General features: G+C 72.2%; 13 protein-coding genes and 1 pseudogene. 6 read left to right on the top strand and 8 right to left on the bottom strand.

The window, feature by feature from the left end:
- Positions 1 to 24: 24 nt before the first annotated feature.
- A pseudogene (locus tag ACLJQM_RS08865) lies at positions 25 to 821 on the bottom strand (oxygenase MpaB family protein).
- A gap of 52 nt (positions 822 to 873) precedes the next feature.
- Positions 874 to 1,755: a LysR family transcriptional regulator gene (locus tag ACLJQM_RS08860; RefSeq protein ID WP_360777318.1), complete on the bottom strand. Its 882-nt coding sequence runs from the start codon at positions 1,753 to 1,755 to the stop codon at positions 874 to 876.
- A 90-nt stretch (positions 1,756 to 1,845) separates the two neighbouring features.
- On the opposite strand from ACLJQM_RS08860, the gene ACLJQM_RS08855 reads away from it, so the two are divergent.
- Together ACLJQM_RS08855 and ACLJQM_RS08850 are read left to right on the top strand one after the other, a co-directional pair.
- Positions 1,846 to 3,150, top strand: coding sequence for an FAD-binding oxidoreductase (locus ACLJQM_RS08855; protein ID WP_410630700.1), 1,305 nt, complete (start codon positions 1,846 to 1,848; stop codon positions 3,148 to 3,150).
- A 58-nt stretch (positions 3,151 to 3,208) separates the two neighbouring features.
- Complete coding sequence (locus ACLJQM_RS08850; protein WP_410630815.1) at positions 3,209 to 4,387, top strand: acyltransferase family protein; 1,179 nt, start codon at positions 3,209 to 3,211, stop codon at positions 4,385 to 4,387.
- Between the two features lie 442 nt (positions 4,388 to 4,829).
- Here ACLJQM_RS08850 and ACLJQM_RS08845 read toward each other — a convergent pair whose 3' ends face one another.
- Positions 4,830 to 5,252, bottom strand: a complete 423-nt coding sequence (locus ACLJQM_RS08845) for a nitroreductase family deazaflavin-dependent oxidoreductase (RefSeq protein ID WP_247018113.1) — start codon at positions 5,250 to 5,252, stop codon at positions 4,830 to 4,832.
- Positions 5,253 to 5,353: 101 nt separating this feature from the next.
- On the opposite strand from ACLJQM_RS08845, the gene ACLJQM_RS08840 reads away from it, so the two are divergent.
- Positions 5,354 to 5,818 (top strand): MarR family winged helix-turn-helix transcriptional regulator, encoded by a 465-nt coding sequence (locus ACLJQM_RS08840; RefSeq protein WP_247018112.1) that lies wholly within the window; start codon positions 5,354 to 5,356, stop codon positions 5,816 to 5,818.
- Between the two features lie 6 nt (positions 5,819 to 5,824).
- Here the strand turns inward: ACLJQM_RS08840 and ACLJQM_RS08835 are convergent, their stop codons facing one another.
- The 3 genes from ACLJQM_RS08835 to ACLJQM_RS08825 all read right to left on the bottom strand — a co-directional run bounded on the left by ACLJQM_RS08835 (position 5,825) and on the right by ACLJQM_RS08825 (position 7,755).
- Positions 5,825 to 6,184 (bottom strand): PLDc N-terminal domain-containing protein, encoded by a 360-nt coding sequence (locus ACLJQM_RS08835; RefSeq protein WP_410630699.1) that lies wholly within the window; start codon positions 6,182 to 6,184, stop codon positions 5,825 to 5,827.
- 39 nt (positions 6,185 to 6,223) lie between these two features.
- Positions 6,224 to 6,976 carry a hypothetical protein gene (locus ACLJQM_RS08830; protein WP_410630698.1) on the bottom strand — a complete coding sequence of 251 codons (753 nt, stop codon included), beginning with the start codon at positions 6,974 to 6,976 and terminating at the stop codon, positions 6,224 to 6,226.
- 104 nt (positions 6,977 to 7,080) lie between these two features.
- A complete protein-coding gene (locus ACLJQM_RS08825; RefSeq protein WP_360777326.1) occupies positions 7,081 to 7,755 on the bottom strand; it encodes a GNAT family N-acetyltransferase in 675 nt (224 codons plus the stop codon).
- Between the two features lie 51 nt (positions 7,756 to 7,806).
- Between ACLJQM_RS08825 and ACLJQM_RS08820 the strand changes: the two genes are divergently transcribed.
- Positions 7,807 to 8,661, top strand: coding sequence for a PaaX family transcriptional regulator C-terminal domain-containing protein (locus tag ACLJQM_RS08820; protein ID WP_360777328.1), 855 nt, complete (start codon positions 7,807 to 7,809; stop codon positions 8,659 to 8,661).
- Here the strand turns inward: ACLJQM_RS08820 and ACLJQM_RS08815 are convergent.
- The gene (locus ACLJQM_RS08815; protein WP_360777330.1) at positions 8,648 to 9,043 is read right to left on the bottom strand and encodes a RidA family protein; all 396 of its coding nucleotides are present in this window, start codon (positions 9,041 to 9,043) and stop codon (positions 8,648 to 8,650) included. The two genes, ACLJQM_RS08820 and ACLJQM_RS08815, sit on opposite strands and share 14 nt — an antisense overlap.
- Before the next feature lie 66 nt (positions 9,044 to 9,109).
- On the opposite strand from ACLJQM_RS08815, the gene ACLJQM_RS08810 reads away from it, so the two are divergent.
- Positions 9,110 to 11,452 (top strand): bifunctional salicylyl-CoA 5-hydroxylase/oxidoreductase, encoded by a 2,343-nt coding sequence (locus tag ACLJQM_RS08810; protein WP_410630697.1) that lies wholly within the window; start codon positions 9,110 to 9,112, stop codon positions 11,450 to 11,452.
- Positions 11,449 to 12,612, top strand: a complete 1,164-nt coding sequence (locus tag ACLJQM_RS08805; RefSeq protein ID WP_360777334.1) for an acyl-CoA dehydrogenase family protein — start codon at positions 11,449 to 11,451, stop codon at positions 12,610 to 12,612. Before ACLJQM_RS08810 ends, ACLJQM_RS08805 begins: the two co-directional genes overlap by 4 nt.
- Here ACLJQM_RS08805 and ACLJQM_RS08800 read toward each other — a convergent pair.
- The gene (locus ACLJQM_RS08800; protein WP_410630813.1) at positions 12,563 to 13,183 is read right to left on the bottom strand and encodes a DUF2306 domain-containing protein; all 621 of its coding nucleotides are present in this window, start codon (positions 13,181 to 13,183) and stop codon (positions 12,563 to 12,565) included. The two genes, ACLJQM_RS08805 and ACLJQM_RS08800, sit on opposite strands and share 50 nt — an antisense overlap.
- Positions 13,184 to 13,190 lie beyond the last annotated feature (7 nt).

The raw sequence follows: 13,190 nt of genomic DNA, 5'->3' as shown, positions 1-13,190 counted from the left end.
ACCCGACACTGTAGCCGGGGCGGCTCAGACCAGCGGACGCCCGGTGCGCAGCCGGCGGCGCAGGTCCACAGGCAGAGGTTGTACGGGAACCGCCGCACCGGCGTGGGCAGCACCCGCACGACCCGGCCGATCGCGCCGAGCAGCGCGTCGAACCGCCGCTGGTCGGCGGCGGTCCACGGCAGCCGCATCTCGTCGCGGAAGCGCTGCGGAAGGAAGCCGGTGGTGACGAAGCGGTGGAACCGGCGGCCGGGCGCGGCCAGCACCGGGTGCACGAACCGCAGGTCGACGATGGCGGTGAGGTAGCGGCGGACGGTGTCGTCGATGCCGACTTCGGTCAGCTCGGCCGCCCAGTACGCCTCGAAAGCCTCGCGGTCGGCGGGCCACATCTCCGCACGCACCTGCAGCGTCGTGCCGAGCGAAGCGGCTTCGCGGTAGAAGTGCCCGGGCTCGCCGCCGACGAACGCGAGGTAGATGTCTTCGAAGCCCTTGTACAGGCAGGCCGCGACCCACAGCTGGAGGCCGGGGTCGAAGGCGTTGTAGGCGACCGGGCTCCCGTCGGTCGAGTGGACCTGCGCGTGCGCCGCGTTGACGCCGCGGCGGTAGGCCGCGCGCTCGGCGTCGGTCCCCATCGTCGCGACGGCGAGGTAGGTGAGCGTCGTCCGGGTCCGCTTCACCGGGTGGCGGAAGAGGTTGCCCCTCTCGACCCGGCTCTCCAGCACGCCGTACCCGACGGGCGCGCGGGCGAGCTGCATGATCACGTTCGCGCTGCCGGCCAGCAGCCCGGCGCCGATGACGGCGTCGTGGAGGGCGGTCTCGGCCACGGGCTCGCCTCCTGGGGTCGCCTCCCAGGGAACCGCGCCTGTTGACGGTATGTCAAGAGCGGTAGGCGGCCCGGGCGAACGCGATCAGGGCGCGCGCCGCCGGGCTGAGCGGGCCCTCCGTCCGCCACGCCAGCGCGAGCACACCGCGCAGGCCGGGTCCCGCGATCCCGACGATCCGCAGCTCGGTCCGGTGGTAGCGGCCGAGGGACTCCGGCACGATCGCGACGCCGAGGCCGCGCACCGCGAGCTGCACCAGGACGTTCGGGTCGGCCGCCTCGAACGCGATCCGCGGCGTCAGTCCCTCTCGCGCGAAGGCGGCGTCCAGCGCGGTGCGCAGGCCCGTCCCCTTCGGCAGCGCCATCAGCGGCAGGCCGTCGAGGTCCCGGATGTCGACCTCGGCCCGGTCGAGCGGCCCGTCCGGCGCGGTGACGGCCAGGAACGGCTCGTCCAGCAGGACCTGCGTCGCGATGCCCGGCGGCGGGTCCGTCGAGAGGCCGACGACGGCGAGGTCCAGGCGGCCTTCGCGCAGCGCCGCGAGCATCGTGTCGGAGTTGGCCTCCGACAGCGTGATCTCGACGGCCGGGTAGCGCTCGTGGAAGCCGGCCAGCAGGTCCGGCAGCCGGACCGGGCCCGCCGAGGTCACGGCGCCGATCGCGACCTGGCCGCGGACCAGCCCGGCCAGCTCGTCGACGGCTTCGCGCACGCCCTGCACCGCCGCGAGCGCGGCCCGGGCGTGCGGAAGGGCCGCGGCGCCGACGTCGGTGAGCCGGACGGTCCGGCCGGAGCGGTCCAGCAGTTCCTGCCCCAGCTCCCGCTCCAGCCGCCGGACCTGCGCGCTCACGCCGGGCTGGGCGACGTGCAGCCGCTCGGCCGCGCGCGTGAAGTTGCCTTCCTCGGCGACCGCGACGAAGTAGGCGAGCTGGTGCAGTTCCATAAGCACTGATTCTAACTGGCAGACAAATCAGATCTTGGACTTCTGATCGGTTCGGCCCGAAGCTGGAAGCAGCGAACGAAAGGAGCCGAGATGAACACCCTCCGCCCAGGTCAGGACGGTTACGCCGAAGAAGTCGCCGGGTTCCAGACGGCGGTGCCCAGTGCACCCGCGGTCGTCGTGACCGCCGAGAGCGCCCAGGACGTCGTCGACGCCGTGCGCTACGCCGCCGAGCACGACCTGCGGGTCGCGGTCCAGGCCACCGGGCACGGCCTCACCGCGGGCACCGACGGCCTCCTGATCAGCACCCGCCGGCTGACCGGCGTGGAAATCGACGCTTCGGCCCGGACGGCCCGGGTGGCAGCGGGCGTGCGCTGGGGCGAGGTCATCGAAGCGGCCGGAGCCCACGGCCTGGCGCCGCTCAGCGGCTCGTCGCCGGACGTCGGCGTCGTCGGCTACACGCTCGCGGGCGGCTTCGGGCTGATGGCCCGCCGGTACGGCCGCGCCGCCGACCACGTCCGCGCCCTCGACGTCGTCACCGCGGACGGCGAGCTCCAGCGCGTCGAGCCCGGCTCGGACCTGTTCTGGGCGCTGCGCGGCGGCCGCGACAGCTTCGGCGTCGTCACGGCGATGGAGTTCGACCTCTTCCCGGTGGACCGGCTCTACGGCGGCAGCCTCTACTTCGGTCCCGACGACGTGCCGGCGGTGCTGCGGGCCTGGCGCACGTGGTCGGCGGCCGCGCCGGACGCGCTGACGACGTCGCTGGCCATGGTCGAGTACCCCGACCTCCCGGTGCTGCCGGAACCGCTGCGCGGCCGGCACATCGCGCAGGTTCGCATCGCCTACTTGGGCGAGGACGGCGACGAGCTGGTCGCGCCGCTGCGGTCCGCGGCGCCGGTCCTGATGGACACGCTCAAGGTCATGCCGTTCACCGAGTCCGGGTCGATCGCGGCCGAGCCGCGGCAGCCGCACGGCTACCACGGCACCAACGCGACCGTCTCGCAGCTGAACGACGCCATGCTCGACGCCGTCGTCGAGCACGCGGGCCCGGGTGCGGCCACGCCGCCGGTGCTCATCATCGACCGGCTGGGCGGCGCGCTTTCCCGGCCGGCCGGGATCGCGGGCGTGGGCTGGGACAGCTCGGCGGAGTTCGTCGTCCGGGCGCTGTCGGTGGTCGGCGACGGCGGGGTCGCGGCCGTCCGGAGCACGCACGCGAAGCTGTTCGACGCGCTGGCGCCGTGGACCACCGGGCGGCTGCTGCCCTTCGTGTACGGCGAGCACGCCACGATCGAGGGCGTCCACCCGGCCGCGGACCTGCGCCGGCTCGGGGAGCTCAAGCGCCGTTACGACGTTCGGAGCACCCTCCGGACGGCCGGACCGGAGGCAAAGGCGGAGTAAGCGGTCGTCCTATACTCGCCCGGACGATCACACCGACGGGGGAACCGACTTGCGCACGATGAGCCACGAGGACTACCTCGGCACGCGGCGGTTCCCCGGTCTGGACGGCCTCCGCGCGATCGCCGCGACGATGGTGATCTTCTTCCACTTCGGCGGCCAGAACTGGACGTGGCTGTCGGGCTGGGTCGGCGTCTACCTGTTCTTCGTGCTGTCCGGCTTCCTCATCACGACGCTGCTGCTGCGCGAGCAGGACCGCACCGGCCGGATCTCGCTGTCGAACTTCTACATCCGGCGCGTGTTCCGGATCCTGCCGCCGTACCTGGTGATCCTCGGCGGGATCGTGGCGTTCGTGGCGCTGCGCGGCGAATTCCACGCCCGCGACTTCCCGAACGCGCTGCGGTTCTACCTGACGTTCCTCAACGAGTTCCTGCCGTCGTTCACCAACGGCACGGACAACTTCTTCAGCGGCTCGTGGACGCTGGGGATCGAGGAGAAGTTCTACCTGGTCTGGCCGTTCCTGCTGGTGTTCCTCGGGATCGGCGCGGCGAAGCGCAAGTTCCTGCTGGTCGGCGCGGCGATGGTGATCCTGCTGGCCCTGGTCCCCCTGACCACGGGCGGCTGGCTCCTGCACGGCGCGAACGTCCCGATCTACCGCTCGACGGTGCACTACTTCATCCTGGCGGCCGGCTGCCTGCTGGCAATCCTGCTGCACTACCGCCGCGGTTACGCGCTGCTGAAGCCGCTGACCCACCCGCTGGCGGCGATCCCGATCGTGGTCGGGTTCGTGGTCTTCCACACGAACCTGGACACGCTGTGGAACAGCTCGGGCCAGAACCTGTGGCTCCTGGTGGCGTACGCGTTCGCGGCGATGCTGCTGCTGATCGTCCTGGTCAGCCCGGGCCCGACCCGCTGGCTGATGGGCACGGCCCCGCTGCGCTTCGTGGGCGAGCGGTCGTACTCGCTGTACCTGCTGCAGGGACCGGTGCACTTCGCGGTCATCCAGGCGGTCCCGGGCCTGGCGCGCATCCACACGACGAGCGCGGTGGTGGTGTTCCTGGTGGGACTGGCGATCGCGGACCTCATCCACCGCTGGGTCGAGAAGCCGCTGATCGACGTGGGCAAGCGGCTGATCGCGAGGAAGGAAGAGCGGCGCGCGGAGCGGGAGGCGGCTCGACAGCCCGCCGAGCCGCGCGTCGAGTCCGAGCCCCGGCCCGCGCCCGCGACCTCGGCGTCCTGAGCCGCCGGCCACTCCCGCCGCGGCCCGCAAGTTCTCCCGCGGCACCGGCCCGCTCCCCTGCGCGCCCCGGTCGCTCGGCCAATGCGACCCACCCCCGGCCGGCCGAGCGGAAGGCGCCCGGCAACCTGCCGAGCCGCCCGCAACCTCGGCGTCCTGAGCCGCCGACCACCCCCGCCACGGCCCGCAAGTTCTCCCGCGGCACCGGCCCGCTCCCCTGCGCGCCCCGGTCGCTCGGCCAATGCGACCCACCCCCGGCCAGCCGAGCGGAAGGCGCCCGGCAACCTGCCGAGCCGCCCGCAACCTCGGCGCCTGAGCCGCCGGCCACCCCCGCGGCCCAGAAGTTCCCCTGAACCACCGGCCCGCACCCGCGCTCGCCCGACACCCCCGCGCCGGTCGAGCGGGAAGCGGCTCGGCAACCCGCCGAGCCCGCGACCTCGGTCTCTCAGCGCTCCAAGACCACGATCGGGATCACCCGGTCGGTCTTCGTCTCGTACTCCGCGAAGCCCTCCGCGTGCGCGACCATGCCCGCATACAGGCGGTCCCGCTCCGCGCGGTCGGCGATCACCGTGGCCGTCGCCTCGAACTTCTCCGTGCCGACCTCCAGCGTGACCTTCGGGTTCGCCACCAGGTTGTGGTACCAAGCCGGGTTCTTCGGGGCCCCGCCCATCGACGCGGCGACCACGTAACGGTCACCGTCGGTCGTGTACACCAGCGGCGAGAGACGGGGCTCGCCGCTCTTGGCGCCGGTTGTCGTGAGGAGCAGCACGTTCTTGCCCTCGAAGTAGTTGCCGACCTTGCCTCCGTTGGCCCGGAACTCCTCGACGACCTGCTTGTTGAAGTCGTTCATGTCGGCTGGTGCGGTCATGGGGATCCCCTGTTCTGGCCGGTAGGCTCGCTCCGCGAGGTACGCTCGGAACGAGCCGAAGCGTTTGCTTTGCAAACAAAACTACCGACCGGAGGTGAGCGGTGTCAACGCAGCCCGGCCCGAGTGTCGAGGACGGCGTCCGGCAGCTCCTGCTGCTCATGCCGCGCCTGGTCGGCCGCGCCAAGCGGACGCCGGTGCCCGCGGAGCTCGACGGCTGCGCGCTCGCGCCGCGGCACCTCTCGCTGCTGTCGTACCTGCTCTTCGACGGCCCCATGACGGTCACCGAGCTGGCCACCCGCCTCCAGGTCGCCCCGACGACGGCGAGCCTGATGGTCGGCGACCTCAGCCGCCAGGGCGTGCTGAACCGCGACGAGGACCCGGCCGACCGCCGCCGCACGATCGTCAGCATCACCCCGGACAAGCGCCCGGCCGTCGACGCGTGGCTGGCCCGCGGCGCGAAGGCGTGGAGCGACGCGCTGACGCCGTTGAGCCCGGCCGAGCGGCAGCTGGTGATCGCGACCCTCGAGGCCTACGAACGCGGCACGTGCGAAGGCCCCGCCTGCTAGCGGACTTCAGTCCTCGCCACGCTTTTCGCGGGCCAGCTTCCGCTGCGCCTCCGCGCGTTCCCGGCACTTGCGCAGGAACTCGTCGTCGTCGTCCGCGCTCGTCGCCGCGAACCGCCCGGGACGGTCGTACTCCGGGTACGCCGGCGCGTTGCGCTCGTACGGCCCGCGCACCCGCGCCACCTGCTGCGGCCGGCCCGCGACCAGCCAGATGATCGACCCGACCAGCGGCACCACCAGCACGAGCAGCAGCCACAGCCCCTTCGGCAGGTTGCGGCAGGACGACTCGTCGGTCGTGATCACGTCGACCAGGCAGAAGATCCACAGCCCGAGCGTGAAGATGCCCAGCAGTCCGTCCATGTACAGCAATTTCGCGCCTTTCCCCCAAGGAAATGAACGCGGTAAGTCTTAGCAGAGCCCACCGGCTGCCCGGCCGCGGGTCACCCACAGCTGCGCGGGCATCCGGAGATTCGGCGCCGGCACCCACGACGTCTCCGTTTCTGTCAGGCGAAACCCCTGCAGCGCCTGGAGAACGCCGGTCGCGAGGGCGCTCGCGTGCCGCGCACCCGGGCAGGCGCGGGGTCCGGCGCCGAACGGCGTCCCCGCGAGCGACACCGAGACGTCGTCACCGTCGACCCGGCGACGCGTGGACAACACTGGCTGCCCGACCGGTTTTCCGGACAGCGACGCGGAAAGCTCGTTGCCGATCAGCCCGGCGGTGGCGTCGCAGGCCTGGACGAGCAGGCCGATCCGGGCGGCCGCGTGTTCGTCCGCCCGACCGCACGCGGCGATCAGCCGTCCCACCGCGGCTTCGGCGGCGGCAGCCGGCGTCACGTGGGGGTGGTACGCGGCCGCGACCAGCGCCACGTCAGCCGAGACGTCCGGGAGGCCCAGCGCCGACGCGAGCACCCCGACCGGCACCGGCCGCGCGACCACGGCCATCACGTCGAACTCCCCGAGCGCGGCCACGATCCCTTGCGTGCGCGCGAAAGCCTCGTCCCGCAGCTCACCCACGGACGCCAGCAACGACACGGCCAGCGCGCGCCGCCGGACGTGGTCGGGACCATTGCTGAACCGGGCCACCGAAGCGCGCAGCCACGCGACGCTGCCGAGTGGGACATCGACGGGAACGGGTGGCACCGGAGCGGAAAGCGAAGTCATACGGCGAAGTTAGCCGCGGAAAACTTCGTCCACGGCCGAAGTCAGTGTCCCTCCGGGGCTTCGCCCCGGGCCGGGGGCTCCGCCACCCGGAACCCCCTCAAGCATCAGAGCAGCGACACCGGGAACCACGCCGCCTGCGGCCCACCGCAGTGAACGGGCCGCGGGACGGCGTGCTGGAACCACCACGCCTCCGTGACGCGGCCGTCCGGGAGCCGGTACGTCGGCGGCCCGGCCACCCGGGCGAGCCCGGCGGCCTGCAGCGAGCGCGCGCTGGCGACGTTGCCCACCTCGGCGCCGGCCCGCACCCGCGGCAGGCCCAGGTGGTCGTGCGCCAGCACCAGCCCGGCCGCGAACAGCACCCGGCCGTGACCGCGGCCGCGGTAGTCCGGGGCGAGGTAGCCGCCGGTTTCCGGGCCGCCGTCCTCGCCGGTGTGCACGCTCACCAGGCCGACGCAGCGGTTGGCCTCGACGTCGATCATCACCAGGTCGACCGACTGCGGATCGGGCGACGCCCAGTCCGGGCCGGTGCCGGGCACGACCCGCAGCGCGTCGGCGCGCGCCGGCTGGTCGACGATCGAATCGGCCTGCCAGCCCAGCCACCGCTGGGCGGCCGGATCGCTGCCGCACGCGACCGCGGCGGCATACTCCCACGCGGTCGGGGTGCGGAAGAGAAACCGTCCCGCGCGCACGACGTGGCCCTGCCGGTCGCAGGCCCGCTTGGTCATCAGGCGCCCGCGGCGGGTGAGCCGGTCGAAGATCCCCTTGGTGGCTGGCAGCATCGCGGCGAAATCGTAGCGGAGCGGCCGGGACCCGAGTTGTATTGTGGCCCGATGACGGCCGTACCCGACGCAACCGAACTGGACGGCTCCGGCCGATCGGCCCAGCCGCGTCAGCTCATCGTGACGGTGTACGGCCTCTATTCGCGCACCGAAGGCGGCTGGTTGTCGGTCGCCTCGCTGATCGACCTGCTCGCCGCCGTCGGCGTCGACGAGCCGGCCGTGCGCTCGTCGATCTCCCGGCTGAAGCGGCGCGGCATCCTCGAAGCGGTCCGCCGGGACGCGACGGCGGGCTACGAGCTGTCCGACGAAGCCCGCGAGATCCTGCGCGAGGGCGACGAGCGGATCTTCCGCCGCGACCGCGCCACTCCGGCCGACGGCTGGCTGCTCGCGGTGTTCTCAGTGCCGGAGACCGAGCGCCACAAGCGTCACCTGCTGCGCACCCAGCTGGCCCGGATGGGCTTCGGCACGGCGGCGTCGGGCGTCTGGATCGCGCCGGCCCACCTGCACGGGGTGGCCGCCGAGGCGCTGACCCGGCTCGGCCTGGCCGGGTACGCCGACCTGTTCCGCGCCGACCACCTGGCGTTCGGCGACGTCGCCGCGAAGGTCCGCGACTGGTGGGACCTCGACCGGCTGGACGAGCTGTACACGACGTTCCTCGACGAGCACGGCCCGGCGCTGCGCCGCTGGGAGCGCCGCAAGCCGGTGCCCGACGGCGAGGCGTTCGCCGACTACGTCCGGGTGCTGACCGGCTGGCGGCGGATGCCCTACCTCGACCCGGGCCTGCCTGCGGAGTTCTTGCCGCCCGGCTGGTCGGGCATCCGCGCGGCCGAGCTGTTCTTCGAGCTGCACCGGCGGCTGGAAACCCCGGCACGCACCTACGTCGCGAAGTCGATCAACCTCGGCTGAGCACCGCGAACCCCTGGACCTCGACCAACGCTTCCTCGTCCCAAAGCCGGGAAACGCCGATGCCCGCCATCGCCGGGTACTCCGTGCCCGCGAGCCGCTTCCAGACCCGGCCGATCTCGCGCGCGTGGGCACGGTAGTCCGGCATGTCGACGATGTAGATGGTCACGCTGCACAGGTCCTCCGGCGCACCCCCGGCCGCGCGCAGCGACGCCAGCAGGTTGCCCAGCGCGCGCTCGAACTGCTCGACCACGCCGTCGCCGACGATCTTGTTCGACGCGTCGAGCGCGGTCTGGCCGGCGAGGAAGACGACCCGGCCCTCGGCCACCACCGCGTGCGAGAACCCGGACGGCTTCCCCAGCTCCGGCGGGTTGATGCGTTCCATGCGCCCACCGTACGCCATCTTTCGCGTTATTGACGGTCGTAGAGGTGACGACATACCCTGGACGGCGTGCGTATCGCGGTCATCGGCGGCGGCCCGGCGGGTCTGTACTTCGCCGCGCTGGCGAAACAGCTCGGTCCCGGTCACGAAATCACGGTCTGGGAGCGCAACGCCCCGGACGACACGTTCGGCTTCGGCGTCGTGTTCTCCGACGAGACGCTCGGCGGCATCGAGCACGCCGACGCAGCCGTCCACGACGCCATGAAGGCCGAGTTCGCGCGCTGGGACGACATCGACGTCCACTACCGCGGCACCGTCACCACCTCGGGCGGCCACGGCTTCGCCGCGATGAGCCGCAAGCGCTTGCTCGGCATCCTGCAGAGCCGCTGCGGCGAGCTCGGCGTCGGGCTGCACTTCCGGGAAGAGGCGCCGGCCGACCTCTCGGGGTACGACCTGGTCGCCGCCGCCGACGGCCTCAACTCCGCGGTCCGCAACCGGTTCGCCGAGACCTTCCGGCCGAGCGTCGAGACCCGCCGGTGCCGCTACATCTGGCTGGGCACGGACCTGGTGTTCGACGCCTTCAAGTTCTACGTCCTCGAAACGCCGGCCGGGATCATGCAGATCCACGGCTACCCGTACGGCCGCGACGGCAGCACGTTCATCCTCGAGGTCCAGGAAGACGTCTGGCAGCGGACGTTCGCGCCGGTCGCGGCGGCTTCGCTGAAGCCGGGCGAGAGCGACGAGAAGTCCATCGCGCTGATCCGCGAGCTGTGCGCCGACGTCCTCGACGGCCACCAGGTCATGGCGAACAACTCGAAGTGGGTCTCGTTCGGCACCGTCCGCTGCGAGACGTGGGTGCACGAGAACGTCGTCCTCCTCGGCGACGCGGCGCACACCGCGCACTTCTCGATCGGCTCCGGCACGAAGCTCGCGATGGAGGACGCGCTCGCGCTCGCCGCCTGCCTGCACGAAAACGACGGCGTCGCCGAGGCGCTCAAGGCCTACGAGCGGGAACGGCGGCCGGTCGTCACGTCGACCCAGCGCGCCGCGCAGGCCAGCCTCGAGTGGTTCGAGAACATCGCGCAGTACGCGCACCAGGAGCCGCCGCAGTTCGCGTTCAACATCCTCACGCGCAGCCGCTGCGTCACCTACGACAACCTCCGCCTGCGCGACCCGGAGTTCGCCACCGAGCTGGACGACTGGTTCGCCCGGTCGCTCGGGACGACGTCGCGGCCGCCGATGTTCCAGCCCTATCGGCTCGGTTCGCTGGAACTGCCGAACCGGATCATCGTTTCCCCGATGGACATGTACTCGGCGGAAGACGGCGTGCCCGGCGACTTCCACCTGGTGCACCTGGGCAGCAAGGCGCTCGGCGGTGCCGGGCTGGTGATGACCGAGATGGTCTGCGTCTCCCCCGAAGGCCGGATCACCCCCGGCTGCGGCGGGCTGTACACGCCCGAGCAGGAAGCCGCCTGGAAGCGGGTGGTGGACTTCGTGCACACGCAGTCGCCCGCGCGCATCGGTGTCCAATTGGGACACTCCGGCCGCAAGGGCTCGACGAAACTCATGTGGGACGGCATCGACGAACCGCTGCCCACGGGCAACTGGGAAGTCTGCGCGCCTTCGGCAGTGCCGTACTCCTCGCGCAACCAGGTCCCGCGCGAACTGTCCACATCGGACCTCGTGGAGATCCGCGACCAGTTCGTCGCGTGCGCCCAAGCGGCCGCCCGCGCCGGGTTCGACGTCCTCGAACTGCACTGCGCGCACGGTTACCTGCTGTCGTCGTTCCTCTCCCCGCTGACCAACCGGCGGACCGATTCCTACGGCGGCTCGCTGGAGAACCGGCTGCGCTTCCCGCTCGAAGTCCTCGACGCGGTCCGCGCCGTCTGGCCCGCCGAGCGGCCGATGACCGTCCGGATCTCGGCGACCGACTGGTGCGAGGGCGGTATCGACGCCGACGACGCCGTCGAGATCGCGCGCGCGTTCGCTTCCCACGGCGCCGCGGGCATCGACGTCTCCACCGGCCAGGTCGTCAGCGAGGAACGCCCGCAGTACGGGCGCAGCTACCAAACGCCGTACGCGGACCGGATCCGCAACGAAATCGGCGAGGAGTACGGGATCGCGGTGATCGCGGTCGGCGCGATCTCGTCGTACGACGACGTGAACTCGCTCATCCTGGCCGGCCGCGCGGACCTCTGCGCGCTGGGCCGCACGCACCTCTACGATCCACAGTGGACGCTGCACGCGGCGGCCGAACAGGACTACCCGCTGGCGTGGCCGAAGCCGTTCGCCGCGGGCAGCCGCAAACCCCAGACCGGCCGCAGCGACGGGCCGGAGCCACGCCTCGACCTCGTCCGTTCGGGCCCTACGGGGACCGCCCATGCCCGCTGGCGACCGGGAGCACCACGATGACCGCTTTCGCTTTGACCGCCGAGCAGCAGGCCTTCGCCGCGGAAGTCCGGCGGCTGGGCGAGGACCAGCTGCGCCCGCTGGCCGAGTCCGGTGTGGAGGGTGCGGTGAACCGCCCGCTCCTCAAGGCCATGGGCGCGCTCGGCTTGCTCGCCCGGCTCTTCCCCGGCGTCGCTTCGGGAGCGCCGTCGAGGCAGGCCGCCGCGACGGACCTGTGCATCCTGCGCGAGAACCTGGCCACGGTGAGCACCGAGGCCGAGACCGCGCTCGCGTTGCAGGGCTTGGGAAGTTACCCGGTTCTGCAGTCCGGACAGGACGAACAGGTGGCGAAGTGGCTGCCCGCGGTGGCGGCCGGCGACGCGGTGGCGGCGTTCGCGCTGACCGAGCCGGACGCCGGTTCGGACGCGGCCGCACTGTCGTTGAAAGCGGAACCCGACGGCGACGGCTGGCGCCTGACCGGCGAAAAGATGTGGATTTCCAACGCACCGGAAGCGGACTTCTACACGGTGTTCGCGCGCACCACCCCGGACGCGGGATCGCGCGGGGTGAGCGCGTTCGTCGTCCCGGCGGACCGCCCGGGCTTGGGCGGCGAGCACCTCGACCTGGTCAGCCCGCACCCGATCGGCACGGTCACGTTCGACGGCGTCGAGGTCCGGCGTGAGGAACTGCTGGGCGAGGAGAACCGCGGCTTCGCCGTCGCGATGCGGACGCTGGACCTGTTCCGCCCGAGCGTCGGCGCGTTCGCCGTCGGCATGGCCCAGGCGGCACTGGACGCCACGGTTTCCCATACCGGCGAACGAGAAGCGTTCGGCGGCCCGCTGATCAAGCAGCAGGCGGTGGCGCACGCACTGGCGGAGATGGCGACCCGCACGGAAGCCGCCCGCCTGCTGGTCTACGCGGCGGCGGGCGCCTACGACGCGGGCGAGCAGAACCTCGGCGGCCGTGCGGCGATGGCGAAGCTGTTCGCGACCGAGGCGGCCCAGTTCGTCGTCGACTCGGCGGTCCAGCTGCACGGTGCCCGCGCCTTGCGCCGCGGGCACCTGCTGGAGCACCTCTACCGGGAGGTCCGCGCACCCCGCATCTACGAAGGCGCGTCGGAGATCCAGCGCACGATCATCGCCCGCTGGCTCGCTTCGGCGTCCGGTCGAGCCACCACTGGCTGAGCAGCAACAGGGTCAGCAAGCTCAGCGCGGCCGAAACCGTGGCGGCGCTGAGGATCAGCGTCTCCTTGTCCCCGCCCCGCGGCAAGACCAGCAGGAACCCGAGCGGCGACAGGGCCCGGGTCATCAGCGTGTTCATGCACATGGCGAAGCTGCGGACCATCCACTTCCGGTGGTCGGCGAACCGGCGCTCCCGGACCGCCCGCCACCCGGCGACGGTGAAGCCGAGCCACAGCACGGCAGCCACGACGTCGAGCGCGGCGACAACGGGACCGAAGGGGCTCACCGCACCGATGGTCGCGGCCATGACGGCGGAGGGAATCGCCCCACCGAAGACGTAGACGCGCCCGACCCGCCGGTGCACGACGGGGTGCGTCCGCCGCAGCCACGGCCAGACCTGCAGGACGACGCCGACGATGGCGATGCTGCCGAAGGCGATGTGGGCAACGAGGAACCAGTAGTGCTGCGCGAACCCGGCGGGCGCGGGCACCCGCGACTGCGCGGGATCGAGCGTGAGGTACGGCGGTATCGAGTAGGCGAGGAACGCGGCGACGACCAGCGCGAGCGGCGCCACCCACGGC

It is taken from the genome of Amycolatopsis sp. cmx-4-83 (genome assembly GCF_046548815.1).
GTDB classification, from domain to species: domain Bacteria; phylum Actinomycetota; class Actinomycetes; order Mycobacteriales; family Pseudonocardiaceae; genus Amycolatopsis; species Amycolatopsis pretoriensis_A.
This window is presented reverse-complemented; position numbering and strand designations above follow the sequence as displayed.

Excerpts from the sequence above, each read along its gene's own strand:
- ACLJQM_RS08845 (WP_247018113.1), bottom strand. The coding sequence starts at position 5,252 with ATGACCGCACCAGCCGACATGAACGACTTCAACAAGCAGGTCGTCGAG.
- ACLJQM_RS08850 (WP_410630815.1), top strand. The coding sequence starts at position 3,209 with ATGAGCCACGAGGACTACCTCGGCACGCGGCGGTTCCCCGGTCTGGAC.
- ACLJQM_RS08825 (WP_360777326.1), bottom strand. The coding sequence starts at position 7,755 with ATGCTGCCAGCCACCAAGGGGATCTTCGACCGGCTCACCCGCCGCGGG.
- ACLJQM_RS08805 (WP_360777334.1), top strand. The coding sequence starts at position 11,449 with ATGACCGCTTTCGCTTTGACCGCCGAGCAGCAGGCCTTCGCCGCGGAA.
- ACLJQM_RS08860 (WP_360777318.1), bottom strand. The coding sequence starts at position 1,755 with ATGGAACTGCACCAGCTCGCCTACTTCGTCGCGGTCGCCGAGGAAGGC.
- ACLJQM_RS08855 (WP_410630700.1), top strand. The coding sequence starts at position 1,846 with ATGAACACCCTCCGCCCAGGTCAGGACGGTTACGCCGAAGAAGTCGCC.
- ACLJQM_RS08820 (WP_360777328.1), top strand. The coding sequence starts at position 7,807 with ATGACGGCCGTACCCGACGCAACCGAACTGGACGGCTCCGGCCGATCG.
- ACLJQM_RS08815 (WP_360777330.1), bottom strand. The coding sequence starts at position 9,043 with ATGGAACGCATCAACCCGCCGGAGCTGGGGAAGCCGTCCGGGTTCTCG.
- ACLJQM_RS08830 (WP_410630698.1), bottom strand. The coding sequence starts at position 6,976 with ATGACTTCGCTTTCCGCTCCGGTGCCACCCGTTCCCGTCGATGTCCCA.